We start from the raw sequence: 25,759 nt of genomic DNA on the forward strand, positions 1-25,759 counted from the left end.
AACTCGATCGCAAAACAGTAAGGCTAAAAGTAAAAGCTGAGGGTTGAGGAGAAAGGGTAAAAGGTAAGTTTTCCCGTTTTTCCTTACCCTTTACGATTACTTTTGGCATAAATAAACAAGAAGTAACTAAACAAATTGCAGGAGAAAAACCATGAATATTTTTGGCATTGGTTTGCCGGAAATGGCCGTTATTTTTACGATCGCCCTATTGGTATTCGGCCCCAAAAAATTACCTGAAATCGGCCGGAGTATGGGGAAGGCAATTCGCGGCTTTCAAGATGCTTCGCGGGATTTTGAGTCGGAGTTCACGCGGGAAGCTAAGCAGTTAGAAGAAGCAGTAGCAACTAGCAGCAAACCGGAAACTGAAAAACTCGCGGCGGCGAATCCCAAGGAAGATAGCACAGACAGTTAAATGAACAACACTCAGAAGTCGGAAACACCAGCGGAGTTAGTGATTCCCCAGCTAATAGTTGGGTTGGGAAATCCCGAACCTAAATACGATCGCACCCGACACAACATAGGCTTTAATGCTGTCGATGCCTTGGCTCAATCTTGGCAGATTTCGCTTTCGGAAAATCGCAAATTTCAAGGCATATTTGGCGAGGGAAATCGGCCGCGGGGACAGAAAATCCGCTTGCTGAAACCGCTGACTTACATGAATTTGTCGGGTCAAGCGATTCGGGCGGCGACGGATTGGTACAAAATACCTGCGGAGTCGGTATTAGTAGTATACGATGATATGGATTTGCCGATCGGGAAATTGAGAATGCGGCTTGCCGGTTCAGCCGGCGGGCACAACGGCATGAAATCGACAATTTCTCATTTGGGGACAGACAAATTTCCCCGCTTGCGGATTGGCATCGGCAAACCTCAAAACGATGCTAAAAATGAGAAAGATACGATTTCCTTCGTCTTAGGAAAATTTTCCTCAGAGGAAAGTCAGTTAGTAGAGAAAGTGCTTAAACTGGTTGTAGAAGCTGTGGAACTAAGCCTGCACCAAGGAGTAGAAAAAGCCATGAGCCTTTACAATAGTCGTACAATTGCAGAAACAAACGCGGAAACAAAAAGGTGAGTTCGAGACGTTTGCCTGAAACAACTGCATATGTCCGGGTTACTGGCCAATCTTGGCAAAAAGGCACGATTGAGGGTGAAGTAAGTGCCGGCAATTTTGAGTGGCAGTTTCAGTGGCGTTTCACGGCAGAAAAAACACTGATACTCGAGCCTTCTCAGGGTAGGGCATTGATTCAGGAACCGCTGCACCGCTTTCTGGAAAAATGGGATTATCAGCTTGAACCTGGTGGGGATTATTCGTTTACGGTTCGGGCTGAGTTTTAAAAATATACCTCTTGCACTCATTCCCAAATTATCTTCAAATTATCTGCGTTTATCTGTGTTTATCTGCCTTACATCTGCGGTTTTTGTTTTTTTAACCGCAGATGAACGCCGATTAACGCAGATGAAATTCGGGATGGTCAATTTGTTTGTGTTGATTCCAGCAATTCTTTAATTAAAGCAGGTGGCGTCGCTTCTCGGTAAGCCCCGCAATAATACATTGTCAAAACAGCTTTGTAAGCCCAGTGATTGGAAGGTACATCGGTAAAAGGATTGGGCAGGGTTTCAACCTGATTATGCACGCAAGCATTGAGAATTTGTTCTGGCGTTGTCTGCACTTGAACTAAAGAATTATTTTGCTTTATTTGTGCAGGATTTTGTGCTTGTACGGGAAATGAACAACTGGCACTAATTAGCAATATAATTGTGGAAACGATTCTGAGTTTAAGCATATAATTTCCTCTGGTGCGACAATATATCCTAACTTCCACTGCATTCCCTGAAAACTATGCTGGGTCGTACCCTCCGCAATCGTTATCAAATCATCAAATTCTTGGGGAAAGGCGGTTTTGGGCACACGTACCTAGCCAAAGATTTAGACTTACCCGGACATCCCCAGTGCGTTGTCAAACATCTTAAACCGCAAAACCCTGACCCCGCCCTTTTGCTGATTGCCAGACGCTTATTCGACGCAGAAGCACAAACTCTGTATAAATTGGGTAAGCTACACGATCAAATCCCCAAGCTTTCCGCCCACTTTGAGGAAAATGGGGAATTTTATTTGGTGCAAGATTTTATCGCCGGACACGACCTTACGAAAGAACTGATTCCAGGTAAAAAATTAAGCGAATCATATACTATTACATTATTGCACAATATCTTAGAAATTTTAGCAATTGTTCATCAGCAAAAGGTGATTCATCGCGATCTTAAACCTGATAATTTAATGCGTCGCCAAGATGGTAAAATTGTCTTGATTGACTTTGGCGCTGTCAAGGAAATTAGCACAATAGTTGTGAATGCTCAAAAGCCAACTAGCTTAACTATTGCAATTGGTACTCCTGGTTATATGCCGAGCGAACAAGCGAAGGGCAAACCTAGATTTGCCAGTGATATTCATGCAGTGGGGATGATGGGAATTCAAGCATTGACTGGTGAACATCCTTTTAACTTACGAGAAGATACGCATACAGGAGAGGTAATTTGGCGAAATCAGGCTCAAGTCAGTAATAATTTAGCTAATGTTTTAGATAAAATGGTGCGCGACAATTTCAGTCAGCGTTATCAAAATGCAGAGGAAGCATTGCAAGCAATTTTATCTTTGTTGTCGCCTCTCCCACCGCCACCACCGCCACCGACACCGACACCGACACAAAGTGCACCGACAAGGCGAGGTTTTTTACAATTAGTCGGTTTTGCGGGAGTAGGACTTGTCGGTGCAGTTGTGACTAAAAGTTTGCTGAATAACTCCTCAAATCCCCTAAAAACAGTTCAATTTGAAACGGTGACAGTGAATTCAACGGGAGAAATCACCAAGCGCAGCCAAAGTCAAGCACAGGTTTTTACAGAAACTATCGCCAATGGCATTACTTTAGAGATGATGGCAATTCCTGGGGGCAGTTTCGTCATGGGTTCCCCCAATACCCAAGCAGGACGAAGTAACGACGAAGGGCCGCAGCATACTGTTAATGTCACCAGTTTTTTTATGGGAAAATATGAAGTCACTCAAGAAGAATGGGAAGCAGTGATGGGAAATAACCCTTCTTACTTCAAAGGCGCGAAACTTCCTGTAGAACAAGTAAGCTGGAATGACGCTGTGCAATTCTGTCAGAAACTTTCTCAAAAAACAGGGAAGAATTATCGCTTACCTTCCGAAGCAGAATGGGAATATGCTTGTCGCGCCGGAACTACAACACCCTTTTATTTTGGCGAAACAATTACCCCAGATTTAGTCAATTATGACAGCCGTGATCCCTACGGTGCTGCATCCAAGGGACTTTACCGCGCCAAAACAACGGATGTAGGGAGTTTTCCGCCGAATGCCTTTGGTTTATACGATATGCACGGAAATGTTTTGGAATGGTGCAGCGATCGCTATCATTCTAACTACAATGGCGCACCAACAGACGGAACTTCTTGGGAAACAGGTATAGATGATAACCGAGTGCAGCGTGTGCAGCGTGGTGGTTCCTGGATCAACGATGCGGTCGATTGCCGTAGTGCCTATCGTTACTACAACAACTCGGCGGTCAGCAGGTGGAGGGACATGGGTTTTCGCGTTGCGGTTGCGTCGGTTTCTTCCTCGTCCTAGTTTTCCCGGCGAGGACTCTTCTTTGCTCTTTTGCCCTTTTGCTCTTTACTCTTCTTTCTTTTTCCCTCTCGCGCGTAGCGCTAAAAATATTTTTTTTCAGATTCACCGCACAACAGATTATAATTAGAAATATTGATTTTTCTCACGAATAGTCGCATAGGAGATTTACAAAATGAATAACCTATTAGAAGAAACTTTTGCCACCGTTTCTCAACTACCCGAAGCAGAACAAAATGCCATAGCATCCTTAATCTTACAAAAGATATCAGCACCAAGTGTCGCGCCTTTCCTGATTTCCCAATCAGACATTGAAACCCTAGAAAAATCATACATTTTCCGAGACAAAGCAGAAGTCATTGAATTTGTTAACAAATATCCGTTTTTACTTCCCATTGTGCTAGAAGCACCCGTTCAGATTAGCAATTATTTTCCAGAACCAAAACTATTACTTCAAGTCATCAATGACCCCGAAATCCCTAACTATGTTCATCTGGTTCTCTCAATCATCTTAACAGACCTGGCTCCCGATGAAGCAATGGATAGAGAAGACGAATTGCGTAAAAATTGGTCTAGGGGATTATCCCATGAAATTCGGGAGCATTTTTATACGATTTTGGAATATACTGATGAGTTTTGATTGGTCGCAATACCTAAATTTAGCAAAAGAACTTGCTGGTCAAGCAACTATTCCTGCTGAACAGGAGGCGCGATTGAGGGATGCTATCAGTCGTTCCTATTATGCTGCTTTTATCTTAGCGCGGAACTATTTGCGAGATAAACAAGGTCATTCCCTGCCAAAAACAAGCGATATTCACCGCTATGTTTGGCAAGAATTTGATATTAATCCTGACTCAAGATGTCAATTAATCGCCGATAATTTAGCAGTGCTGCGCCGATATCGAAATCAAGCAGATTATGACGATGATTTTCCCTTATTATCGGCGATTGCTACTATTGCGATCAAGCGTTCTCAAGAAATAATTTATAACCTAAATAATCTCTAAAGATCAATTTAATCTGATAATGCCTTTGCTAAAACAGCAGCAGTTGTAGGGTGTATCGCCTGCGATAAATTCCTAACTCAATACCAACAATCTCATAGCGACGCACCTGATGGATATATTACAAACCTTTGGACTGTTGGGACATTTTTCGCATTCCCACAGCCAATACGCTCAAAAACAAAAGCCCGATCGCCCCAGCTAGCGGATTGCCGTTAACTCCTGTCACCCAGTCGGGTACAGAGCCCGAATATCGCACTAACTGCCCGATGTTAATCGTGTAATATCCCCAGACTAAACCTGCATGAAGCCCGATCGACAAACCGAGGCGATTTTGGCGCGATCTTTTTCCCCAAACCAGTATCAAACCCAGCAACAACAACCCCGGAAACTGCGGCCAACTCCTCAGCATTGCCGCGACAGGTTTGATAAAATGAGATAGGGCAAACACCAGGCTATTCGCCCACAGAGATATTTTATAATTGTAATCCCGCTGCAACTCGTCCAGCAACCAACCCCGGAATACCAACTCCTCGGCAAAACCGACTCCAAGGGCGCTTAATAGCCCTTCTGCAATGATTCTCGGCAAATTATCAGAATTTTGCCATGCGACTAAGCCGAACAGCCCTTGCACGGCAAACAAGCTGAAAGTGAGCAAAAGCCCGATCGCCAATCCGATTAAAAGCTCAAAACCGTTTTTTCGCGTATTGATTAAACCGTAACTCTTGAGTAATTGGGTTTGTCCGTAAACCTGTTTTCCCCAGCGCGGCACTAAGAACAGAAACTCGGCAAACAGCAATCCCATTGTCAGAATAGTTGCTAAGTTGCTATCTTTAACTAAGAGATAAATTGGTGCTGCTAGCGGCAGCCAGATTGCTAGCAAAATCAACAGAAAAATTATGACACGTAAAGGAAATGGATAACTTGCTATTTTGATGCGGTTAGTCATTAGTGTCAACAAATAGGCGTTTTTCCACAGTCCGGCAGGGGTTTAAACCCCTGCCTCAAAGCTAAAGTCGTCTGAAGACGACTAAAGAGTTTAATAGAAAGTGCAATCGATTTAAAAAACTGACTAGAGAGTCTAATAGAAAACATTATCATTTTTAGTCCTCTTTTAGAGGACTTTAGCTATGAGACAGGGGTTTTTAACCCCTGTCGGACTTTCGGACTCTCGAACTCACAAAAAAGATTGGTACTGCATTTAACCTGAAATTGATATCTGCGGGCAATGCCGTACTGCTACTTAGTCGGCGCTGTACGAAGCAGACGGAAAAAGCTATAATAGCATTGTATTGCTTGAAACTTTAGATAAAACAGAACTATAAAAATAAGGGAACAATGACTGAAGCCTCGGATTTTTCCAATGTCGATCGAGAATTAGATGACACAATTTTAAGCTTCGCAGACATTCAAGCAGAACTCAACCTGCGCCACGCTAAAGATGCTCTGCGAGATATAGTAGAAAATCTCGACTTGACAGTTCAAGAGCGAACTGGACTGGAACCGGAAATTGGCGGGTTGGAAAAAATGCTCGACAAGCTAGAGCGCGCTTGCGTCCAAATCGCTGTGTTTGGGATGGTGGGAAGGGGAAAATCTTCGGTTTTGAACGCGCTGCTAGGTCAAAATGTGTTTGAAACTGGCCCGACTCACGGGGTGACTCGCACGACGACTATTGGCCAGTGGGATGTCGGAGAGGGAATTGATGGGGATTTGCCCGATAGACTTTCGCCAGTTGTTTACCGTTTGTCGCAAGTTGAATTAGTCGATACTCCGGGAATAGATGAAGTTGACGGCGAAACTCGCGAACTTTTAGCCCGCCGCGTTGCTCAACAAGCAGATTTGATTTTGTTTGTGGTTGCTGGCGATATTACGAAGGTGGAATACGAAGCTCTTTCGCAGTTGCGGGAAGCCGGAAAACCGATGTTGTTAGTGTTTAATAAAATTGACCAGTATCCCGATGCAGACAGACTGGCAATTTATCACAAAATTCGAGACGATCGCGTGAGAGAATTGTTGTCTCCCGATGAAATTGTGATGGCGGCTGCTTCCCCTTTGACGGCGAGGGCGGTGCGCCGTCCCGACGGAAGTACGGGCGTGCAAATGACTCGCAGTTTGCCACAAGTGCAAGATTTAAAATTAAAGATTTTGGAGATTTTAGACCGGGAAGGCAAATCTTTGGTTGCGCTGAATACAATGCTCTGTGCGGGGGATATTAACGAGCAGTTGGTGCAGCGAAAAATGGAGATTCGAGATGATGCGGCTAATCGAATTATCTGGAACGGAGTAATGACTAAAGCGGTGGCGATCGCCCTCAATCCAATTACTGTAATTGATATTCTCAGCGGTGCGGTAATTGATGTGGTGATGATATTAACTCTATCTAAAGTTTACGGCATTGCGATGACGGAAGCGGGAGCTGTGGAATTGCTGCAAAAAATTGCAATTAGTATGGGGGGAATTACTGCTGGGGAATTGGTGGCGAATTTTGGTTTGAGCTCTTTGAAAGGATTGTTGGGTTTGGCGACGCCGGCGACTGGTGGTTTGGCTTTGGGCCCGTATTTGTCTGTTGCTGTGACGCAGGCGGCGATCGGAGGGGTTTCTTGCTACGGAATCGGTCAAGTTACTAAGGCTTATTTGGCTAACGGTGCTTCTTGGGGAGATGATGGGCCGAAGGCTGTGGTGAGCAAGATTTTGTCTTCTTTGGATGAGGATTCTATTTTAAATCGGATTAAGGATGAATTGCGAGCTAAGTTGAATTTGGGAAGTGTGGATAAACAGACATTTCAGTGAAAAGGAAGAAGGCACGACACCGATTTTGACACGGATACACGGATTAATTATCGACCGTGAGTAGTTATTTGTTATTTGTGAGGAACTACCAATAACCAATTCCCGATGCCCAATTCCCGATGCCCAATTCCCGATGCCCAATTCCCGATGCCCGATGCCCGATGCCCGATGCCCGATGCCCAATTCCTAATATTATGTTATTAACCATTTCTACAACTCGCATCCCAGCTACTGATTTAGGTTATTTGCTGCACAAACATCCCGATCGCCATCAATGCTTTCCCATGACTTTCGGACAAGCCAGCGTGTTTTATCCAGAGTCAAGCGCAGAAAGGTGTACAGCCGCTTTATTGTTAGATGTCGATCCGGTTGGTTTGGTGCGGGGCAAGTCGAAATCGGGCGATCGCCCGCTCGAACAATACGTGAACGATCGCCCCTACGTTGCCTCTTCGTTTCTGTCTGTCGCCCTCGCTAAGGTCTTTAGTACAGCCCTATCCGGTCGCTGCAAAGACCGCCCGGAACTCGCAGAAACCCCTATTCCTTTGACAGTTAATCTGTCGGTTTTGCCCTGTCGCGGCGGCGAAAAGTTTCTGCGCGAAATATTTGAGCCGCTTGGCTATCAAGTCGCAGCAAAACCGCTGATTCTTGACGCGCAATTTCCAGAATGGGGCGCGAGTCCTTACTTTGCTGTGGAACTGCAAAATACAATTCGGTTGGCGGATTTGTTGAGCCATCTTTACGTGCTGATTCCGGTGTTGGATGACGAAAAACATTATTGGGTAGGGGATGACGAAATTGAGAAGTTATTCCGTCACGGCGAAGGTTGGTTGAACGCGCATCCGGCCCGCGAACAAATTGCCGATCGCTATCTGAAACGCCAGCGCCGTCTGACGCGAATTGCTGTAGCGCAGTTAGCAGAATCAGATAATATTGACCCCGATTCTGTCGAAGTTTCTCACCAGCAAGAAGAGGAAGTTTTAGAACAGCGAATTAGTCTGAACCAACAGCGTTTAGAAGCTGTGATGGATGTTTTAAAAGCCAGCAATGTTAAGCGAGTGGTAGATTTGGGCTGCGGTGAGGGAAAACTGCTGCAATTGCTTTTGAAAGAAAAGGCGATCGAACAAATTACAGGAGTCGATGTTTCCCACCGCGCATTGGAAATAGCCGCGGAAAGATTGCAAATAGAACGCTTGTCTCCCGCACAGCAATCTCGCATTCTACTAATTCAAAGTTCGCTGATTTATCGAGATAGTCGCTTGACTGATTTTGACGCAGCGGCGGTAATTGAAGTAATCGAACATCTGGATTTAGACCGATTGGCAGCTTTCGAGCGGGTTTTGTTTGAGTTTATCCGTCCCAAAAGTGCGATCGTTACAACTCCAAATATTGAATATAACGTGCGGTTTGAAAACTTGCCGGCGGGCAAATTTCGCCACCGGGATCACCGCTTTGAGTGGACAAGGGCAGAGTTTCAAACTTGGGCGAATGGAGTTGCTGAACGGTTTGGCTTTGGGGTAGAGTTTCGCTGCGTGGGAACTGAAGATTTAGAAGTAGGTTCGCCTACGCAAATGGCAATTTTCACCATTCGCAAATAATACGGATAGTCTGTTTGTGCTTACAATATAGTTAAACTTGGAAAAATGCAGGCTTCAGCTATGAGTAAATCTATTCAAACCCAGATCGTTGAAATTGACAATTCTCAGGGCATTCACATTCCCAAATCTTTGTTAGAGAAAATTGGTATTAGCGGAGCAGTAGAAATCGAAGTTCAGGGCGATCGGATCGTCATTCGTGCAGCGCTAAAACCACGGGCAGGTTGGGATGAAGCGTTTGCAAAAATTGCCGAACAACATGATGATGTCCTGCTCGATCATGTCACAACTACTGAGTGGGATGAAGTTGAGTGGGAATGGTAGTCAAACGTTCAAATTCGGACTCCTGACAAAAATCGATTAGTTAAATATCTTGGTCAGAGCCGTACTGATGAACAATAAGTTCTATATAATTGAGAGAAATATAATTGGAGATCGTAAAAATATATGCCAATCAATGGCCGGCCTCTACGGGGTTCTAAGTTCCCCTTTCACGCTCCTCTTCCCGCAAGTAAAAGGAATAGAAGCCTCCTTCCTCCTACTGACATTGACTACAATTTTTGTCGAATATTCTGCAAAGACAGTATCGCAAATTTTTTGGGACTGCCACGTGCGAACTATCGAACTGGCATATTTAAAGGGGATGCCGGAAATGCCGGGAGCAGATTTAGCATTAATGAAAAAGTAAAGGCAAATGCCTACACGTTGACGTTGATGCCGAACACCCAGGTCATCCAGGTTAAATACGACTCGGAGGCCGTTGACGGGGCTACTACTGAGGCTGTCGTGATGAAAAGCTTGCAAATTTTTATGCCGAGTCACATTCAGGTTTGGAGAGTTTTGTTTTGGTTGGCCAATGAGACCAACTATTATTTAGACGATGAAGGAAACCAAATTATTCTGACGGCTTATACACCACCCGCGACTTTGAAATCGATCGCGGCCGTGACTACACCCAGTGGTCGTAAATACAATTTGAGGACTATGCTATTCCCCGATGCTGTGCCCTTCTTTCCAGTCCATAAGGAAAACAAAAAAATACCCCCTTGTTAACTTGCGGTGATTAACTGGTTTCCATGCTCTGCCTGGGAACGAGTAAAAGAAAGTACAAGTGTTAAACTATGAAAATTACGATTCCCGAACTATCTTTAGTCGTTCTCATCGGTGCATCCGGTGCCGGCAAATCCACCTTTGCGCGGCAGCATTTCCTACCTACAGAAGTCATTTCATCGGATTACTGTCGCGGCCTAGTTTCCGATGATGAAAACAATCAAGCGGCAACCGCAGATGCTTTTGAATTACTCCACTTTATCGTTGCTAAACGCCTTGCAGCAGGTAAATTAACTGTTATAGACGCGACAAATGTTCAGCCGGAAAGTCGCAAACCATTGTTAGAATTAGCTCGAAAATACCATTGCATTTCGGCCGCAATTGTGCTAGATTTACCAGAAAAATTGTGCGGCGATCGCAACCAACAACGTCCAAACCGCAACTTCGGCAGTCACGTAGTTCGGCGGCACGTTCAAAGTTTGCGCAAATCGCTGCGAAACCTCGATCGCGAAGGATTTCGCTACGTTTACGTCCTCCGTTCCCCAGAGGAAATCGACGCGGTGGAAGTCGCAAGACAACCGCTGTGGAACAACCGCAAACACGATCGCGGCCCTTTTGACATCATCGGCGACGTTCACGGCTGCTGCGGGGAATTAGAACAATTGCTGCAACAGTTGGGCTATCAAATTGTGGAAAAAACCAGCGAGTCTGCTTTTTGGAATTTTCCCACCTACGCGCACCCGGAAGGGCGTAAAGCGGTGTTTTTGGGAGATTTGGTCGATCGGGGCCCGCGCATTCTCGACACCCTCAAACTCGCGCGAAACATGGTAGTTGCAGAAACAGCATTGTGCGTGCCGGGAAATCACGATATTAAATTGCTGAAAAAACTCAACGGCAAAAATGTCAAAATCAATCACGGACTAGAACAAACCTTAGCAGAAATAGCAGCTTTGCCCGACGAATTCCGCGAATCTGCTGAAGCAGAAATACCCCGATTTCTAGACAGTTTAATCGGCCATTACGTCTTAGACGACGGCAAATTAGTCGTCGCACACGCGGGGATGAAAGCAGAACTTCAGGGACGCGCATCCGGCCGCGTTCGAGATTTTGCCTTGTACGGAGAAACAACGGGCGAAATCGATGAATTCGGATTGCCAGTCAGATACAATTGGGCGGCTGAATATCGCGGCACAGCAGCAGTTGTTTACGGACACACGCCAGTTCCAGAAACAGAATGGTTCAACAATACTGTTGATATTGACACCGGCTGCGTTTTCGGCGGCAAACTAACTGCTTTGCGCTATCCTGAAAGAGAATTTGTCAGCGTTGCGGCTGCTAGAATTTACTGCGAACCCGTGAAGCCGATCGCACTTACTTCTCTCGCAACTCCTATCACCGCTCAACAGCAGTTTGACGATATATTAGACATTGCCGACGTGTTGGGCAAGCGCATCATTTCAACTCGCCTGCAAAGTAATATTACGATTAAAGCAGAAAATGCGATCGCCGCCCTTGAAGTAATGAGCCGGTTTGCCGCCAATCCCAAATGGCTGATTTATTTGCCCCCCACAATGTCTCCCGTGGCTACTTCCAAAGAACCGGGACTTTTAGAACATCCAGCCGAAGCATTTAGCTACTACCAACAGCAGGGAATATCCACAGTTGTCTGCGAAGAAAAGCACATGGGTTCCCGCGCCGTTGTCATTGTTTGCCGCGACGAATTTGCTGCCAAACTGCGCTTCGGCACTGTCAACAGCAGCATCGGTATTTGCTACACCCGCACGGGACGGCATTTCTTCAATAATTCTACTTTAGAAACTGAGTTTTTAGCGCGAATAAATACTGCTTTAACTGCCAGCAATTTTTGGGATAAATTTCAAACTGACTGGGTTTGTTTGGACTGCGAATTGATGCCTTGGTCTGCTAAAGCTCAAGAATTATTGCAACAACAATACGCCGCAGTGGGCACAGCTTCTAATAGTGCGTTTGCGGATGCGATTAAAAACTTAGAACAGGCAAGCCAGCGGGGAGTTGAAGTTAGCGATTTGCTGACTCGCTGCCGGGAGCGATCGCAACTAGCGCATCAATACGTTAAAGCCTACCAGCACTACTGCTGGCCTGTGAAATCCATCTCCGACCTCAAATTAGCACCTTTCCACATCTTGGCAACCGAAGGAACAGTGCACGCTGACAAAAATCACTGTTGGCACATGGAACAGATTGCAGAAATTTGTCAAGCTGACCCGGAATTGCTGTTAGCTACTGAATACAAAGTAGTTGAAATAGCAGATTTTGACAGCCAATTGGGGGGGATTCAATGGTGGGAAAAACTGACTGATTCGGGAGGAGAAGGCATGGTTGTCAAACCGATGGAATTTACGGTAAAAAATAGCAAAGGACTGGTGCAGCCTGCGGTCAAATGTCGCGGTAAAGAGTATTTGCGAATTATTTACGGTTTGGAATATTCACTGCCGGAACATTTAGAAAAATTGCGATCGCGCGGACTTTCTGGCAAGCGTTCTTTGGCGTTGCGAGAATTTGCTCTCGGTATAGAAGCATTGGAGCGATTTGTGGGGGGTGCTCCGTTGAGACAAGTTCACGAGTGCGTTTTTGGAGTTTTAGCGATGGAGAGCGAACCTGTCGATCCGAGGCTGTAATAGACCTCTTGCAAAAAGAGCTGGGACGGGCAAGATGCCCATCCCACAAAAAGTTTTTTTCTTGTGGAATGGGCATCTTGCCCGTTCCAAAATTTGATTAAAAGGACTTTTGCAAGAGGTCTAATCTGAAGGTAGAAGGTAGAAAGCAGGCGATCGCTCACACATCTATCCCTATTAATCGTTGCACTTCCGATGTCGATAAATTCATCATTTGTGCAACTTGCTCTAAATTCATTCCCGAATTTAACAGGTGAGAAATGAGCGATCGCAAGGCTGATTCTGCCGCCAGCCGTGCTTGTTGTTCCGCCAGCCGTGCTTGTTCTGATTGCTGGTAAGTCTTCAGAAACTCTCCTGTTTGAGGATTTCTAAATCTCAATTCTCCAGAGACTAAGTGCAATTCCAGTCCCAATACTTCGCTGTACAGCCACAGCGTATCGAAGGCGGTATTATTGACGGGGATCGGCTCATATCGGTTGTTGACTAAACGCACTCCTTGCAATATCGGATTCAGATAATCCCCTGATGGATCGTACTGAAAGTATTCCCTGACTCCCAGTTGTTGGTAAATCTCTGGTTTAATTTCTTGGTCTTTATCTTGAGTTGTTGCCGATGTTATTTCTAGGACAAACTGGGGAGTTATTCCGCCTTCTTGCCAAACTTTGTAGTTATCTCTTTTGCGTTTCCTGACTCCGAATACTGCATAAATATCAGGAGCCACTACTGCTGATTTGTTGCCTTCTTCGTAATAGACGAAAGAATTTGCCGATACATAAACATCCGATCGCCCTTGAAAGTGCAGCTTCAGAGCTTCCACGCCGTAAGTCATGTAATCGCGCGTGATGTCGCTTTCCGCCATCGGTTCTCCGTCACTGCTGGGATATTCTATTTCTTCTTGTTCGATAGAAGTTAAAACTGTCACAGTTTAAGCCTCCTCAGTTCTCGCTAATTCGATTGTAGCACTAGCTCTAAAAAAACGATGAGTGAGAACATCCTGACCGTTTTGAATGACAATTGACAACTGACAACTAACAACTGACAACTGACAACTGACAAAAAAAAGGCGTTTGTACTTGACAAACGCCTTTTTATAGAGTTACAAACGCGGCGTTTTATCTTGTTTAAACGACGCTAACCATTCGCGAATTTGGTCGGCCGCAATCTCGCGCCCGCCCAAACCAAAAGCTAGAGCAATGCCAACTGCGATCGCCCCGAGCAGCAGCCCGAAAGCCAAATTCACAATATCGCTGCCAATGCCCATCTGTTGCAGCGCCAAGGCCGAAACAAAGGCAATAATCGCAATCCGAGCCGTTTGGCCCAAAAGCCGCGCTTGGCGAGTTCCAGAACTGGCAATCAAACTAAACGCCAGATTCGCCAAATACAAGCCGATCGCAAATACCACCAAACCGGCCAGCACCCGACCTGCAACCAGCACAATACCGCTAACAATCGCCGTCAGTGCCGGAATCCGCAGCACGTCGGTAGCAGCCACCACAGCAAACAGGAGGATGCCCACCTGCACCACAATGCCCACAAACTCAGAAGGCGTGCGGGCGGGAAGTTCCGGTTCCTGAAGTATCGTTGCTTCTGGATCTAGCGGGCGCACCGACGGCGCTAGCCTCAGCGACTGCTTCGGCTGCACTCCCAACCAAGAAAAGACATTGTTGAAGCCAATTCCCGTCAGGATATTTGTCACCAAATCGCCTACCCAGCGCCCCAAAATGTAAGCAACCGCCAGAATCAGCGCTGCCGTAAAAATTTTGGGAACCGCGCTCAAAATGTCGTTGAGCATCGCGACTGCCGGCTGCGAAATCGCCTGAATGTCCAAAGCGTTGAGAGCCGCGATCGCCGTTGGAATCAAAATCAAAACATAGACGATCGTCCCGACAATCCACGACAGCGATTGTCCGCCCGAAGTCCGCGAAATTCCAAACCGAGCGCCCAAACTGTCGGCCCCAGCAGCAGCCAGCAGATTCGTGACAATCCGCCGCACCACCATAGCCAGCAGCCAGCCCACAAACCCAATCAGCACAGCTTCCAGAATTTTCGGAATTGCCGCCAGAATTTGGTTGAGCAAATTGTTCACTGGCAGCAGAGCCTGCTGCATTTCCAGCGAGTCGAGAATCAGCGGCAAAAACAGCAGAAAAATGAACCAGTACAGCGCATTCGCCACAGTATCGCTCAGCAGCAAAGGGCGCTCGCTGGGCGCAGTACCCACCTCCTGATTCAAGCGCTCGTCCACGCTAAAAGTCCGCATCGCCCGCGATACGGCCAATTTGGCAACAGTCGCCAACACCCAAGCAATCCCCAACCAAATTAGCGCGCCGGCTAACTTCGGCAAGAAACCGGTAATTTGATTCAGAAAAGTATTGAGGGGTTGCGAGACAGCCGTTAGATTCAGCCGGTTGAAAAAGGCAATTAGGAAAAAGACAAAAATGATCCAGAACACCGCTGTGGAAATCCATTTTTCCACTTGCGGAGATCCTGCTCCTTCCGGGCGGCCTGTAATCCAAGCAGCCAGCCGGTTGTCGATCGTAGTCTTCTTTAGCAATCCTCCGACTACAGATGAGACGAGGGCTGATACTATCAAGCCAACTAGCAGGATACCGACGGCCCAGATGAGATTTTCAATGTTTGAGCCCTGAATGAAATTGTTAATTCCGCGTTCGGCATCTGTCAGCGGATTCGGCGGGGGCGGGGCCTGTGCCAAAAGTCGTAGCGTAGCGGGGCGTAAGCCATCGGACAAAGCCGCTATTGGGCCCGATATCGGTTGAGTTATTTCTTGCCAAGTTTCATTCATTGTTTTTTCAGGTTAACGTCAGATTTGACAAGGAAAATAAGAAACTGTAAGAATACGCTTCTAGCTTGCAGGTTCTCATGTCAATTCGTCAAGTTTTCGAGCAATCCATTGAAATTCGCGCTGCTGCTACTCTGGTGGAGCGCTGTATAGTCGATCGCACTTTGATGCACAAGTGGCTCAATCCCCTGCTGCGCTGCGATCCCCAGGGCGAATGGGATACTGCTGTAGGAAGTCGCAGCTTATTTATCATAAAAATTCCCGTTTTGCAACCCACTTTAGAGAGTGTGGTGTTGGAGCGACAGCCCGGTTTAATTGTTTGGGGGTTTGACGGATTTTTCAAAGGATGCGATCGCTGGGAATGCCAGCCCCAAATCCAAGGAACTCTCTTGATTAACCGCTTTGAATTTCAAATTCCCAATCCTTTAATTAGATTTGGTTTCAATCGCTTTGCAGCCCCTTGGACGCAGAAAGATATGAAAGACCAACTCCGACGACTCAAACGGGTAGCCGAGCAATTATCTCGCAGAATGGGTAATGGGTAAGGGATAATGGGTAATTGGGAATTGGTAATTGCTAATGGATAATGAGTAATTGGTAATAGCTTAAAACTCCGAGCTAATAATAAAAAAAGCACCAATTCCCAATTCCCAATTCCCAATTCCCAATTCCCAATTCCCAGCCAATTCTGTTATTTACTTAGCAGTTCCCGATGAATTTGGCTGACAAATCATTTGTCTCGCCGAATTCACGGCTTGGCCGGCCGTACTTTGCAAAGCCGGGGAATTCTGATACAAAGCTTGCAAATCTTGCGCGTCTTTAATCACTCGCTGGTAGATAGCTAGAGCTTGATTCCCATCAACTTCTAAGGCTGGAAGACTGTAACTTTGCATCACTTCGATCAGCGATACTTTACCATCTTGGGAAGCTGCGACTAAAGCATCGCGCAGTGCCGACGCGCTTTGAGTCCGAGTTGCCGGCGTATAAGCAACCTCGCCCAATTGTTTGAAAACAATTTCTCCAAAATAAGTATTTGCCAGCCGCCCTACTAATTGGGAATCTAAAGGCACTTCTCGCGTTAATATTGCGCGCACCGACTCGGGGTTTTGTTTCGCAAGACTCAGAACGCTTTGCAGTTGAGATGATGCTTTGCCGGTTTGTGCAAAGCTTTGCAAGTCGCTCATCGGTAATGTTACGTCAACAGCACCGTATTTTACGGTAACATTGTCTAATGCAAAAGCTTTGCCACTGCTCAGCAATACTGCACTTGTTCCCAGCAAAAGCGCCAAACCTAATGATAAAGACTTTGACATTCTTTTGGTTAAACGGGCTGAGGGCGTTTGCATTCCGTTGAGATAAACTTGTTGAAACTGAAAGTTCATGGGTTTGTGCCTCTTTACGTCAAAATACTTTTTCGATCGATCGTCTCTGCGGGTATCAGTCGGGAAAGTGGACTCAGGAGTTCCGTAATGACCTATGATTTTACAGTCATGTCAAGCAAATTTAACCGATATTTTGATAGGTGTCAATTGCTCGGTTATATGTTAAAATAACGCGCGCGATAAATTTCTATAGCTTTGCAAAACTTATAAAAGCGAAATTTTGCCGTCGGGCAGCAGTTTATTGAGTGTCGCTTTCAGATATTATAGTGTGCGATCGATACCTAATTTAAGCTCACATATCCCGATCGAGCCTTTCGAGCAATTGGCGAATTCTAGCAGCATCAGGAGCATTCGGAGCATTTCTCAGGTATAGTTCCAAGTCGTGGCGCGCCTCGGTCAAGCGCCCCAGTTGATAGTAGAGAATTCCGCGATCGCGGCGTTCCCCCAGCGCGTCGGGAAACAGCAGCAAAATCCGTTCGATCGCGCCCAGCACCCTCAAAGCATCACGCTGCTGCAAATAAATCGCCTTCAGATTTCCCAGCATTCGCCCCAACAACTGCCGGCGACTTACCGGGGCGAGAAAAGCCTGCTGCAACTCCATAGGTTGACCGTAAATTTGAGAAAGTCTCCCTTGACAATCTTCAGGAAATAGTATCTCGCCGCCGTTAAACGCATCAACAAAAATGCCAGCATCTTCAAAATCAGGTCTAATTAAAAAATGTCCCGGCATCCCAATTCCCACCATCGGAAAATCAATCCGCTTAGCAACCTCCAAATAAACCAAAGACAAAGAGATCGGAATACCAGTACGGCGATCGATCACTTGATTCAAAAAGCTATTGCGGGGGTCGTAATAATCAACATCGTTGCCCGCAAACTGCAAATCATCGTATAAATAGCGGTTAATAGTTTGAATAATCCGCAGCGGATAATTCTGTGCCGGCAAGCGCGATCGCACTTCATCTGCGATCGTATCCAGAGCATTGAGATACTCCTCTAGCTCTAAATTTGGGTATTCTTCCAAAGCCATGTAAAGAGCAGCTTTCGCCAAATCGATCGAGCCATCCGGCTGATTTATTTCTTGAGAAAAGAGTTGTCGGGCGATCGGAAAATCCATATTTATTATTGATTTATTTTTAATTGACCTTTTGTACCAATATCAAGAACAGGCAAGATGCCTGTTCCACAATGAACAGGCAAGATGCCTGTTCCACAACAAAGATTATTCGGGTAAACCGACATTTTTGGTAGTATAATAATTAACCTTTTTGATGGTAATACAGGCATTTTTTCTTGTGGAACAGGCATCTTGCCTGTTGCAGCTTTTTGTAGTACAATTAATTTTTTTTAGTAAGATATGGACTTTTTCTTGTGGAACAGGCATCTTGCCTGTTGCAGCTTTTGGTAGTATAATTAACCTTTTTGATGGTAATACAGGAATTTTTTTTGTGGAACAGGCATCTTGCCTGTTGCCCAAAATATATTAAAAACACTGCATTATTTAAATTTTAATATATTCTAAGTTTTCTTCTCTAAAACTTCCACTATTTTTAATAAAGCTTCACGATATTTTTTTGATGAGCCAGATTGACGTTAACCCCCGCAGATGTCAAATCAACCTTCAAATCCCATGACTTTTACCAATCACCCAACTGCGGCGAAAAATCCGAGCCAAAGTCGATTCTTCCAAAGCAAAATAGATAGGGCGGCCGTGAGGACAAGTGCGCGGATTGCGAGTTTGCTGCCATTCATCCAACAAATTTTGCATTTGGGAAAGACTCAATGGAGTGCCGTTTCGCATAGCGCTGCGGCAAGCAATAGCAACTTGAGCCGCTTGCAAATCTGCGACTTTACTGAGTTCAAAAAGCGCATCCGCACAGTCATCTCGAAGAGCCAACAATTCAGGAACTTCCCGTGCCGCCCATAGCTGTTCCCCAAATGTTTCTACTTCCAAACCCAAACGCGATAAATTCTCAATTTGCAGCGCCGATAATTGACTGAGAATCACTGGTTTTTCGAGAGATTTTAGCTGCCAAGCCGCGCACAATTGCTCGTACAAAACGCGCTCGTGAGCGATGTGCTGTTCGACTAACCACATTCCGCTGGAATGTTCCGCAACAATGTAAGTATTGTGAACTTGAGCGATCGCCCTCAATTCCATCAATCCTACTTTATGAGCTTTTTCCTGTTCGCCGCCGTCGATGTTCTGCCTGGCCGAAATCCCGACACTGTAAGCACTTTTTTGTTCTGATGCCTTCAGCAATTGTCCCACTCGATCGGGAATTGGGGCAGCCGGCAAAACCTCATCATTCAGGTGCAAAGCCCGATCGATTGCCGCGCTAACTTGTGCTTGCCAAAAACTCGGATCGTGCAGATAAATTTCCACCTTAGCCGGGTGGCGGTTCCAGTCAATTTCCGAGGGGGAGATTTGCAGGTGAACAAAACATACGGGATAGCGATCGCGCGGACAAGTACGGGAAAAGGCGCTGAGAATAGTTTGCTCTAATTCGGGCGATCGCACAACTCGCCGGTTTACCCCCACCTTAACCCAATCCGGCCGTCTGCGGTGACAGCGATCGGGCAAACCAATTACTAACTCCAAACACTGGGAATTGGGAATTGGGAATTGGGAACTGGCAACTGGTAATTGGTAATTGTGCTTGCTTGTAGCTCCAACAAGTTGAGGTTCTAGCAATAAATTTGCTGCTTTCTGATTTTGAGGACTCGCCGGCAAATCTAACTTTAAATACTGCAAATCGCTCGATCGCACACCGCGCACGAATTGAGGTAAAAGTTGTTCCGCTGTGCTACCAGGAGTTACGTGCAAACAAGGCGTATTTCCTTGACGCAACTGCCAATTAACGTGCGGGTGACAAATAGCAATTTGCTGAAGAGTTAATTGGATCGATCGCATTTGCTGTGCCGGCGACAAAAAACTACGGCGCACAGGCCAATTGCCAAACAAATTATCAACAGTCACCACCGTACCCGGAGCGATCGCCGCTGTTTCCACCTCCACAGCAACGCCCGCGTTATTGTAAACCACCCGCCAGCCCGATCGATCATTTTCAACTCCCCCCTTGTTAAAGGATGATTTGGCGGGGGTGTGTGCCGACTCTCGATTTTCCGAAAAATCCCCCAATCCCAAATCATTCGATCGGCTCAAAACCTCCAAACAGCCCAACTGAGCCAAACTGTGCAAAGCTTCCCCGCGAAATCCCAAAGTAGCAATTTTGTAAAGGTCTGCTTCAGCGGTAATTTTGCTCGTACTGTGGGGCGAAGCCGCCTGCTGCAAATTTTCCAGATCCATTCCCGTACCATTATCTGCAACTTGCACCCGCCACTGTTCCGGCCAGACAGAAACAACGATGCGAGTTGCGCCAGCATCCAGAGAATTTTCAACTAATTCTCGTACCGCTGCGGCGATCGAGTCAATCACTTCGCCTGCGGCAATTAAATCGATAACTTCTGCGGGTAACGTTTGAATAGTAACTGGCATCAAATTTTTAGCGGTTCGTTAATTCAATTCTACTTGATGGGAGCAACTTGCTACACAGTATTAGGACTTACGCTCTTAAACCCGGTTTCTGAGAGAAATATTGTTTGGTAACAATATATTTACTCATAAACCAAGTGTCTGAGGCTTCGTGAGAAAGTCAATCGTATATATAGCGGTTCTCAGAAAGATGAGGTACGTAGTTGGGCTTGGGCCCTCTTAGTTTAGTGGTTATATAAGCTGTCAGTCATACCTCATCTTTTTGATAAAAGCTATATCTGCCTACCTACTTAAACTCGGTCTGCTAAAGCCATAATTTTAGGCAAGCGGATGTAAAAAGTTGTCCCTTTTTTGTCCTCCGACTCATAAGTAATTTCCCCTTTGTGAGCATCAACGATCGACTTAACAATCGCCGTTCCCAACCCAGTACCCGTCCGCTTGCCATAAGTCACAAAAGGTTCAAATAAATTTTCCTTAATTGCCGCCGGAATGCCCGGGCCGTTATCGTAAATGCTAATTTCTGCCCACTCCTCACTTTGTGTCACAACAATCTCTACTCGCCCCCCGCGCCCCCCAAAAGCTTCAGCAGCATTCCCAACTAAATTTTGCAAAACACGCAAAATTTTATTTTCGTCTGCTTCCACTATCACTTCTGTCACCCGTAAGACCAAATCTACTTTTGCCGCCGCAAAATAAACTCTGTTCAACCTTTCAAACTGCTGCAACGTCTGGATTAGATTAACTGGTTTTTTATGTAATACAGAGTTGCCGCGCGAAAATTCTAATACTTCTTCAGCCATCCCCAACATTCGCTGAACCTGCAATTGAATAAGTTCGCACCACTCCTGAGTTTCCTCATCCGGGTGCATTTCTTTGAGCATTTCGCTAGAGAGTTTAATTCCCGTAAAAGGATTTTTGAAATCGTGAATAATTGTGCTCACCATTTCTCCTACCAATACCATTTTTTGTCTGTGTACGAACTGGCTAACATATTGATCCGTGGTATCCCGCAAGTTTTTTGTAATGAAACTAAACATTTGCAGTACCGCACTGCCTTTGGCAAACTGGAGAGTTGCTATTAGTTCTTCCCGACCTATTTTTGCCAAAGTCGAGCCGCTAACTGCCACAGCTCTAGCACTGCGAGGCTCTCCGTCTAAAACTCCGAGTTCGCCAAAATAATCGTCGGGCCCCGCGACAGCAACAGTTTGATATTTATTGTTTTCAATGCGCTTGCTAAACTCGACTTTACCTTCTAAAACTAGATATAAAAAATCCGCTGTTTCTCCTTCTTCAAAAACCAGTGTTTCCTCAGCAAAACTCTCCAAAACAGCTATTTGGCAAAGGTGAGCAGCTTGCTCTGCTTCAAAAAAAGACATAAATCGATGAGATGCCAGATCCATGTGAAAATACCCGAGGATTGATTTAAACAGTTTCTTTCTTCTATCTTCGCCGATCGGCATCGGTGGGTTAATAAAATACAATACTGCTTTAATCTGCCTCTATTTTCTGGCATCCCGGGCTTTGACGGAAGGGTCAGCCTCGGGATGCAGAGCCAGACTAGGACAGCAGCACCAGCAACCTCACCCAAATTCTCAGTTTTTTGACTAAAATACATAAATATGGTATTCTTTATCAGATTTAAATTGGATGTGGGGCCAAGCTCTGCGACGGGCCCCACAAGATTTTAACTGTAGAGAGATCGTACAATTTAAATGCCGATCGACCGAGTTTGCAAAAATTAACACTCGCCAGATAAAACGATCGCAGCATTCTGCCCGCCAAAGCCAAAACTCAAACAAACCGCATTTCTCACAACAGTCGATCGCGCGCAGCGAACAAAATCTAATTCAAACCCCGGTTTTTTCATTCCAACGCAAGGCGGCAACATCCGATCTTTAATACTCATCAAACAAAAAGCCGCGCCCAAAGCTCCCGAAGCTCCCAAAGTATGACCCGTAGCCCCCTTAGTCGAACTAACAGCAACTCCTCGGTGAAATAACTTCTGAATTAACAGTGCTTCATGTCGGTCATTTAACTCAGTTGCAGTACCGTGAGCGTGAATAAAATCTATATCAACCGCTGCTAAATTACTGCGTTTCAAACATTGATTTACCGCCGCGATCGCACTTCCCCCCCCCACATCCGGCGCAATAGCATGGCAAGCATCATTTGTCAAGCCAAAACCCGAAACTCGACCGTAAATTTTAGCACCGCGACGCTTTGCCAATTGGGCCGATTCTAATACAAATAAAGCCCCGCCTTCGCCGAGAACAAAGCCTTCCCGGCCCTCATCAAACGGATAGCAACCAGTGCTTGCCAAAGCACCCATCCGGTTAAATCCAGCCACAGTCAGCGGTGTAATTGGCGCTTCCACAGCACCTGCGATCGCCCGCTGGCACTCACCGGTACGGATTAAATCAACAGCGCGGGCGATCGACTGTAGGCCCGTCGCACAAGCAGCCATCGGTGCTAATACCGGCCCCGTCGAACCAATGGCCCTCGCCGCTGCGATCGCCCCCATGTGAGGCAAAAAATTCACAAATCGGTCATCGGTAATCGGTAATTGGTAATCGGTAATTGGCAATTCCCTTCCCTCTTCCTTCTCCCCTCTTCCTTCTTCCCTCTTCCTTCTTCCCTCTTCCTTCTTCCTGACATCCGTTACATCCGTTACAGAATCCGTTGCCGAACTTCCTTCGCTTGCCAACAGTTCCAAATTTGCCTGAAAGCCGCGGCTAGAACCGATCGCAATCCCGCAATCTGGCAAAGGCAAAGTCAAATTAGCATCTTGCAAAGCATCTGCCAAAACCAGCCGAATTAAAGTTATTAAATCGGCTGGTTTTTTGCCAACTAAAGCCAAAGGTCGCCGTTCGAGTTCTAAAAAAGGTTGATGTCGATCGATTCCCGACTCTCCAGACAGCAGTCTTTTCCAGCTAGTTTCCAGAGTACCTAAAGCCGAAACAAGACCAATTCCCGTAACAACAACATCCATTCACTAATGACTGCTGACTAATGACTACTGACTGATGACTACCTTCAGTTAACAGCCTTAAAATTTTCCAAACCCTGAGTAACAGTAGCCTTATCAATCCGATCGCCCGCTTCAATCTTATCAATCACATCCATCCCTTGCTTCACGTAGCCAAAAACCGCATAACTCCCGTCCAAAAACGGCACATCGGTCAAAGTAAAGTAAAACTGAGAAGAAGCCGAATCAGGACTCTGCGATCGAGCCATAGCCACAGCCCCGCGACTGTGCACCAACACAGGTTTCTCCTTAACCCCAGATTCTTCTAGCGTTTTGCTGTAAGTCGGATTGGCAGCACCTTTAGCTTTAATTTCCAGAGGAATCCTGCGTTCGGCAGAAGTTTTCGGGTCAATAAAACCGCCAGTTCCCAACCGCGCCGTAGGGAATTTAGGGTCTTTACCCTGGGGGTCGCCGCCCTGAACTACAAAAGGCTGAGGTTCCCGTACCACTCGGTGAAATACCAGCCCGTCGTAGACTCCTTTCTGAACCAAATCGACAAAATTGCCCGCAGTAATTGGCGCATTGGTGCCGTCGAGTTCGATCGTAATCGGAGATCCTTTAACCGTCATCACCACCGTTGCTTTTCCTTCCAATCGTGGCAAATTGCTGAATTGCGAACTCGCCGCCACAGCAGCAGGAGAAGGAGACGGAGACGGAGACAAAGAAATATTTTCACCCGACGGCTGATTCGGTGTCGGAGTCGAGTTCGCAGCCGGGGAATTACCGCATCCCCCAACAAACAACGCACCAATTATTAAAAGTGAGAACAACCACCGCTGAATTTTGATTTGCATTTGCATTTGTATTTTCTCTTTGAGTCAATTACGGACTTGGCAACTAAAGATTTTAATTCAATAGTCCGAACTGTTTTTAGATCGAGCGTCTGAAACCCGCGATTTTCCTTTGGTAGCGAACTTGCCGCAGATCCTTGAACGCCTTATTCTAGGGTTTGCTATCAAAAACTGTCCGAAGTATTGTTAATTGATAGATTCAAAAATTGGTAACGGGCTGACTCGCAGATCGATCTTTTTCACTTACCAGATAGGTAAGGTGCGCGGCCCGGCGCACCCTACGAGAGATTACCAATCTAAAATCGAAAATCGAAAATCGAAAATCCCTATAGTCCTTCTAGGGGAACTTGCAAAAATCGAGCCAATTCGGCCGCTTGATTTTCCACTTGAGACAAAGCAATCGGCTGTCCGACTCTAGTCAGGGGAAACTGACGGCGGTCTTTGAGCTTAAGATAAATACTGCGGCGGGGACTGAGACCTTCTTTAATGTCCACCCGCACAGATTGCACGTCCGATGTCTTGCAATTAAAATCAACCTTGCGGTTTTTGCCGGGAAAACCCCAGCGAAAGATCCGAATGTTACCAGTTTTCCGATCGAACTCGTTGTAACCGCCGCCGACATCCCAGAGAACAGTCAGCCACAGGTAAAGCGCCAAAAGCACGCCGCAGACACCGTAGAAACCCATCGCGATGCCTTGGGGGATAAAAATGAGCTGAGTCGGGTCAGCAAAAGGCAGCAGGTTGACGTGCAAGTAGCTGGAAATGCCCGACAGCAGGAAACCAGTCCCTCCAATGGTGACAATCGTCCCCCACCAGTAATTGCTGAAGCGGCGGGAGCCCACAACCTGGTAGCGCAGGACAGAATCGATCGAGGTCGTTGTTTTTGCAGTCATAAAACTAAACAGCCTTAAAGCCAAATTTTAATTCAATTCGCCCACCGAGCGTCACGGTTCACTGACGAGATCGCGATCGGGCGGGTGGGGATTGTGTATCAACTTCTGCTAATTATGTTAAAAAATTCTGAACTTCTAATATATAGTTATGTTAACTTTAATTAGAAACCTTGGTCTTTTAACAAGCAAAAGGATTTTACCCCAGTCAGGAACTAAGGGCTAAGGCCACTGAGCTTGTAAGAAATTGCAAGCTGTTCTGACCAGACCCCTCGCAAGAGGAGACGTTATTGAGGTCGCGACACCGGCGAATGCGACGCCAGTTTTGGGCTCTGTCACCTGCGATTAAACAGTTTTAAAGTCACTGAAACAGTGTCGCAGGTCTAACAAGCCTTTATAACCAGGTCGAGGCGAACATTACCCCGCAAGGGAGACTGAGGCAACCATACCTCATCGGAGGGGCAACCATACCCCTCCAACCCCGAAAGGGGAAAGATTCAAGGCGATTCAAATCGCCGCGTTGTTTTCCTCTCAGGTCGGAAGACACGCTCGTTTCCCACTTACCCAGTTTTTTTTATGACAATCGCAGTCGGACGCGCCCAGACCGAAAGAGGCATCTTTGATGTCCTCGACGACTGGCTCAAACGC

General features: G+C 46.1%; 25 protein-coding genes. 12 read left to right on the forward strand and 13 right to left on the reverse strand.

Translation table 11 applies throughout. The annotated features are described in order from the left end of the window. The first annotated feature begins 151 nt into the window (after positions 1-151). Genes QUB70_RS13720 through QUB70_RS13730 form a run of 3 tightly spaced genes read left to right on the forward strand, consistent with a single transcriptional unit; the run spans position 152 to position 1,335 of the window. Complete coding sequence (locus QUB70_RS13720; protein ID WP_332981058.1) at positions 152-412, forward strand: TatA/E family twin arginine-targeting protein translocase; 261 nt, start codon at positions 152-154, stop codon at positions 410-412. Continuing rightward, complete coding sequence (gene pth, locus QUB70_RS13725) at positions 413-1,072, forward strand: aminoacyl-tRNA hydrolase (RefSeq protein ID WP_332981060.1); 660 nt, start codon at positions 413-415, stop codon at positions 1,070-1,072. Next, positions 1,069-1,335, forward strand: coding sequence for a DUF3146 family protein (locus QUB70_RS13730; protein ID WP_332981061.1), 267 nt, complete (start codon positions 1,069-1,071; stop codon positions 1,333-1,335). Before pth ends, QUB70_RS13730 begins: the two co-directional genes overlap by 4 nt. Before the next feature lie 137 nt (positions 1,336-1,472). On the opposite strand, the gene QUB70_RS13735 is transcribed toward QUB70_RS13730, so the two are convergent. After that, positions 1,473-1,784 (reverse strand): S-layer protein, encoded by a 312-nt coding sequence (locus tag QUB70_RS13735; protein ID WP_332981063.1) that lies wholly within the window; start codon positions 1,782-1,784, stop codon positions 1,473-1,475. A 56-nt stretch (positions 1,785-1,840) separates the two neighbouring features. Between QUB70_RS13735 and QUB70_RS13740 the strand changes: the two genes are divergently transcribed. From QUB70_RS13740 to QUB70_RS13750, 3 genes are all read left to right on the forward strand, one after another. Beyond that, positions 1,841-3,643, forward strand: a complete 1,803-nt coding sequence (locus QUB70_RS13740; RefSeq protein WP_332981064.1) for a bifunctional serine/threonine-protein kinase/formylglycine-generating enzyme family protein — start codon at positions 1,841-1,843, stop codon at positions 3,641-3,643. A gap of 172 nt (positions 3,644-3,815) precedes the next feature. Further along, entirely contained in the window at positions 3,816-4,280 is a 465-nt protein-coding gene (locus tag QUB70_RS13745) for a hypothetical protein (protein WP_332981065.1), read from the forward strand. After that, positions 4,270-4,647 carry a HEPN domain-containing protein gene (locus tag QUB70_RS13750; protein WP_332981066.1) on the forward strand — a complete coding sequence of 126 codons (378 nt, stop codon included), beginning with the start codon at positions 4,270-4,272 and terminating at the stop codon, positions 4,645-4,647. The genes QUB70_RS13745 and QUB70_RS13750 overlap by 11 nt, the downstream gene beginning before the upstream one ends. A 118-nt stretch (positions 4,648-4,765) precedes the next feature. Here the strand turns inward: QUB70_RS13750 and QUB70_RS13755 are convergent, their stop codons facing one another. Then, entirely contained in the window at positions 4,766-5,593 is an 828-nt protein-coding gene (locus tag QUB70_RS13755; protein WP_332981068.1) for a CPBP family intramembrane glutamic endopeptidase, read from the reverse strand. Between the two features lie 389 nt (positions 5,594-5,982). Here QUB70_RS13755 and QUB70_RS13760 point away from each other — a divergent pair, with 389 nt between their 5' ends. Beyond that, a complete protein-coding gene (locus tag QUB70_RS13760; RefSeq protein ID WP_332981070.1) occupies positions 5,983-7,434 on the forward strand; it encodes a GTP-binding protein in 1,452 nt (483 codons plus the stop codon). Between the two features lie 85 nt (positions 7,435-7,519). Here the strand turns inward: QUB70_RS13760 and QUB70_RS13765 are convergent, their stop codons facing one another. Beyond that, positions 7,520-7,642, reverse strand: coding sequence for a hypothetical protein (locus QUB70_RS13765; RefSeq protein WP_332981073.1), 123 nt, complete (start codon positions 7,640-7,642; stop codon positions 7,520-7,522). Between QUB70_RS13765 and QUB70_RS13770 the strand changes: the two genes are divergently transcribed. The 4 genes from QUB70_RS13770 (at position 7,629) to QUB70_RS13785 (ending at position 12,733) form a co-directional block, all read left to right on the forward strand. Continuing rightward, on the forward strand, positions 7,629-9,029 hold the full coding sequence (locus QUB70_RS13770) for a 3' terminal RNA ribose 2'-O-methyltransferase Hen1 (protein ID WP_332981075.1): 1,401 nt from the start codon (positions 7,629-7,631) through the stop codon (positions 9,027-9,029). The genes QUB70_RS13765 and QUB70_RS13770 overlap by 14 nt on opposite strands. 60 nt (positions 9,030-9,089) lie before the next feature. Then, a complete protein-coding gene (locus QUB70_RS13775) occupies positions 9,090-9,350 on the forward strand; it encodes an AbrB/MazE/SpoVT family DNA-binding domain-containing protein (protein WP_332981076.1) in 261 nt (86 codons plus the stop codon). Positions 9,351-9,623: 273 nt separating this feature from the next. After that, a complete protein-coding gene (locus QUB70_RS13780; protein WP_332981078.1) occupies positions 9,624-10,079 on the forward strand; it encodes a hypothetical protein in 456 nt (151 codons plus the stop codon). A gap of 68 nt (positions 10,080-10,147) precedes the next feature. Continuing rightward, positions 10,148-12,733, forward strand: coding sequence for a polynucleotide kinase-phosphatase (locus QUB70_RS13785; protein ID WP_332981079.1), 2,586 nt, complete (start codon positions 10,148-10,150; stop codon positions 12,731-12,733). A gap of 157 nt (positions 12,734-12,890) precedes the next feature. Here QUB70_RS13785 and QUB70_RS13790 read toward each other — a convergent pair whose 3' ends face one another. Both QUB70_RS13790 and QUB70_RS13795 read right to left on the reverse strand, forming a co-directional pair. Next, positions 12,891-13,652 (reverse strand): Uma2 family endonuclease, encoded by a 762-nt coding sequence (locus tag QUB70_RS13790; protein WP_332981080.1) that lies wholly within the window; start codon positions 13,650-13,652, stop codon positions 12,891-12,893. Positions 13,653-13,826: 174 nt separating this feature from the next. After that, the gene (locus QUB70_RS13795; protein ID WP_332981083.1) at positions 13,827-15,530 is read right to left on the reverse strand and encodes a mechanosensitive ion channel; all 1,704 of its coding nucleotides are present in this window, start codon (positions 15,528-15,530) and stop codon (positions 13,827-13,829) included. A gap of 77 nt (positions 15,531-15,607) precedes the next feature. Between QUB70_RS13795 and QUB70_RS13800 the strand changes: the two genes are divergently transcribed. Next, positions 15,608-16,072: an SRPBCC family protein gene (locus tag QUB70_RS13800; RefSeq protein WP_332981084.1), complete on the forward strand. Its 465-nt coding sequence runs from the start codon at positions 15,608-15,610 to the stop codon at positions 16,070-16,072. Positions 16,073-16,222: 150 nt separating this feature from the next. Here the strand turns inward: QUB70_RS13800 and QUB70_RS13805 are convergent, their stop codons facing one another. The 8 genes from QUB70_RS13805 to QUB70_RS13840 form a co-directional block, all read right to left on the reverse strand. Beyond that, positions 16,223-16,909 carry an alpha/beta hydrolase gene (locus QUB70_RS13805; protein WP_332981086.1) on the reverse strand — a complete coding sequence of 229 codons (687 nt, stop codon included), beginning with the start codon at positions 16,907-16,909 and terminating at the stop codon, positions 16,223-16,225. 292 nt (positions 16,910-17,201) lie between these two features. Then, on the reverse strand, positions 17,202-18,026 hold the full coding sequence (locus tag QUB70_RS13810) for a SirB1 family protein (protein ID WP_332981088.1): 825 nt from the start codon (positions 18,024-18,026) through the stop codon (positions 17,202-17,204). Positions 18,027-18,031: 5 nt separating this feature from the next. Continuing rightward, entirely contained in the window at positions 18,032-18,217 is a 186-nt protein-coding gene (locus tag QUB70_RS13815) for a hypothetical protein (RefSeq protein ID WP_332981089.1), read from the reverse strand. 313 nt (positions 18,218-18,530) lie between these two features. Then, complete coding sequence (gene mutL, locus QUB70_RS13820; protein WP_332981090.1) at positions 18,531-20,408, reverse strand: DNA mismatch repair endonuclease MutL; 1,878 nt, start codon at positions 20,406-20,408, stop codon at positions 18,531-18,533. Positions 20,409-20,695: 287 nt separating this feature from the next. Then, complete coding sequence (locus QUB70_RS13825) at positions 20,696-21,805, reverse strand: ATP-binding protein (RefSeq protein ID WP_332981091.1); 1,110 nt, start codon at positions 21,803-21,805, stop codon at positions 20,696-20,698. Between the two features lie 338 nt (positions 21,806-22,143). Then, positions 22,144-23,394 carry a beta-ketoacyl synthase N-terminal-like domain-containing protein gene (locus QUB70_RS13830; RefSeq protein ID WP_332981094.1) on the reverse strand — a complete coding sequence of 417 codons (1,251 nt, stop codon included), beginning with the start codon at positions 23,392-23,394 and terminating at the stop codon, positions 22,144-22,146. 44 nt (positions 23,395-23,438) lie between these two features. Then, the gene (locus QUB70_RS13835) at positions 23,439-24,230 is read right to left on the reverse strand and encodes a peptidylprolyl isomerase (RefSeq protein ID WP_442927785.1); all 792 of its coding nucleotides are present in this window, start codon (positions 24,228-24,230) and stop codon (positions 23,439-23,441) included. A 317-nt stretch (positions 24,231-24,547) separates the two neighbouring features. Continuing rightward, entirely contained in the window at positions 24,548-25,114 is a 567-nt protein-coding gene (locus QUB70_RS13840) for a photosystem I assembly protein Ycf4 (protein ID WP_332981097.1), read from the reverse strand. Positions 25,115-25,759 lie beyond the last annotated feature (645 nt).

This window comes from Microcoleus sp. A003_D6 (genome assembly GCF_036702825.1).
GTDB lineage: Bacteria > Cyanobacteriota > Cyanobacteriia > Cyanobacteriales > Microcoleaceae > Microcoleus.

Excerpts from the sequence above, each read along its gene's own strand:
- QUB70_RS13720 (WP_332981058.1), top strand. The coding sequence starts at position 152 with ATGAATATTTTTGGCATTGGTTTGCCGGAAATGGCCGTTATTTTTACG.
- pth (WP_332981060.1), top strand. The coding sequence starts at position 413 with ATGAACAACACTCAGAAGTCGGAAACACCAGCGGAGTTAGTGATTCCC.
- QUB70_RS13735 (WP_332981063.1), bottom strand. The coding sequence starts at position 1,784 with ATGCTTAAACTCAGAATCGTTTCCACAATTATATTGCTAATTAGTGCC.
- QUB70_RS13740 (WP_332981064.1), top strand. The coding sequence starts at position 1,841 with ATGCTGGGTCGTACCCTCCGCAATCGTTATCAAATCATCAAATTCTTG.
- QUB70_RS13745 (WP_332981065.1), top strand. The coding sequence starts at position 3,816 with ATGAATAACCTATTAGAAGAAACTTTTGCCACCGTTTCTCAACTACCC.
- QUB70_RS13750 (WP_332981066.1), top strand. The coding sequence starts at position 4,270 with ATGAGTTTTGATTGGTCGCAATACCTAAATTTAGCAAAAGAACTTGCT.
- QUB70_RS13755 (WP_332981068.1), bottom strand. The coding sequence starts at position 5,593 with ATGACTAACCGCATCAAAATAGCAAGTTATCCATTTCCTTTACGTGTC.
- QUB70_RS13760 (WP_332981070.1), top strand. The coding sequence starts at position 5,983 with ATGACTGAAGCCTCGGATTTTTCCAATGTCGATCGAGAATTAGATGAC.
- QUB70_RS13770 (WP_332981075.1), top strand. The coding sequence starts at position 7,629 with ATGTTATTAACCATTTCTACAACTCGCATCCCAGCTACTGATTTAGGT.
- QUB70_RS13765 (WP_332981073.1), bottom strand. The coding sequence starts at position 7,642 with ATGGTTAATAACATAATATTAGGAATTGGGCATCGGGCATCGGGCATC.
- QUB70_RS13775 (WP_332981076.1), top strand. The coding sequence starts at position 9,090 with ATGAGTAAATCTATTCAAACCCAGATCGTTGAAATTGACAATTCTCAG.
- QUB70_RS13785 (WP_332981079.1), top strand. The coding sequence starts at position 10,148 with ATGAAAATTACGATTCCCGAACTATCTTTAGTCGTTCTCATCGGTGCA.
- QUB70_RS13795 (WP_332981083.1), bottom strand. The coding sequence starts at position 15,530 with ATGAATGAAACTTGGCAAGAAATAACTCAACCGATATCGGGCCCAATA.
- QUB70_RS13800 (WP_332981084.1), top strand. The coding sequence starts at position 15,608 with ATGTCAATTCGTCAAGTTTTCGAGCAATCCATTGAAATTCGCGCTGCT.
- QUB70_RS13805 (WP_332981086.1), bottom strand. The coding sequence starts at position 16,909 with ATGAACTTTCAGTTTCAACAAGTTTATCTCAACGGAATGCAAACGCCC.
- QUB70_RS13810 (WP_332981088.1), bottom strand. The coding sequence starts at position 18,026 with ATGGATTTTCCGATCGCCCGACAACTCTTTTCTCAAGAAATAAATCAG.
- QUB70_RS13815 (WP_332981089.1), bottom strand. The coding sequence starts at position 18,217 with ATGCCTGTTCCACAAGAAAAAATGCCTGTATTACCATCAAAAAGGTTA.
- mutL (WP_332981090.1), bottom strand. The coding sequence starts at position 20,408 with ATGCCAGTTACTATTCAAACGTTACCCGCAGAAGTTATCGATTTAATT.
- QUB70_RS13825 (WP_332981091.1), bottom strand. The coding sequence starts at position 21,805 with ATGGATCTGGCATCTCATCGATTTATGTCTTTTTTTGAAGCAGAGCAA.
- QUB70_RS13830 (WP_332981094.1), bottom strand. The coding sequence starts at position 23,394 with ATGGATGTTGTTGTTACGGGAATTGGTCTTGTTTCGGCTTTAGGTACT.
- QUB70_RS13835 (WP_442927785.1), bottom strand. The coding sequence starts at position 24,230 with ATGCAAATGCAAATCAAAATTCAGCGGTGGTTGTTCTCACTTTTAATA.
- QUB70_RS13840 (WP_332981097.1), bottom strand. The coding sequence starts at position 25,114 with ATGACTGCAAAAACAACGACCTCGATCGATTCTGTCCTGCGCTACCAG.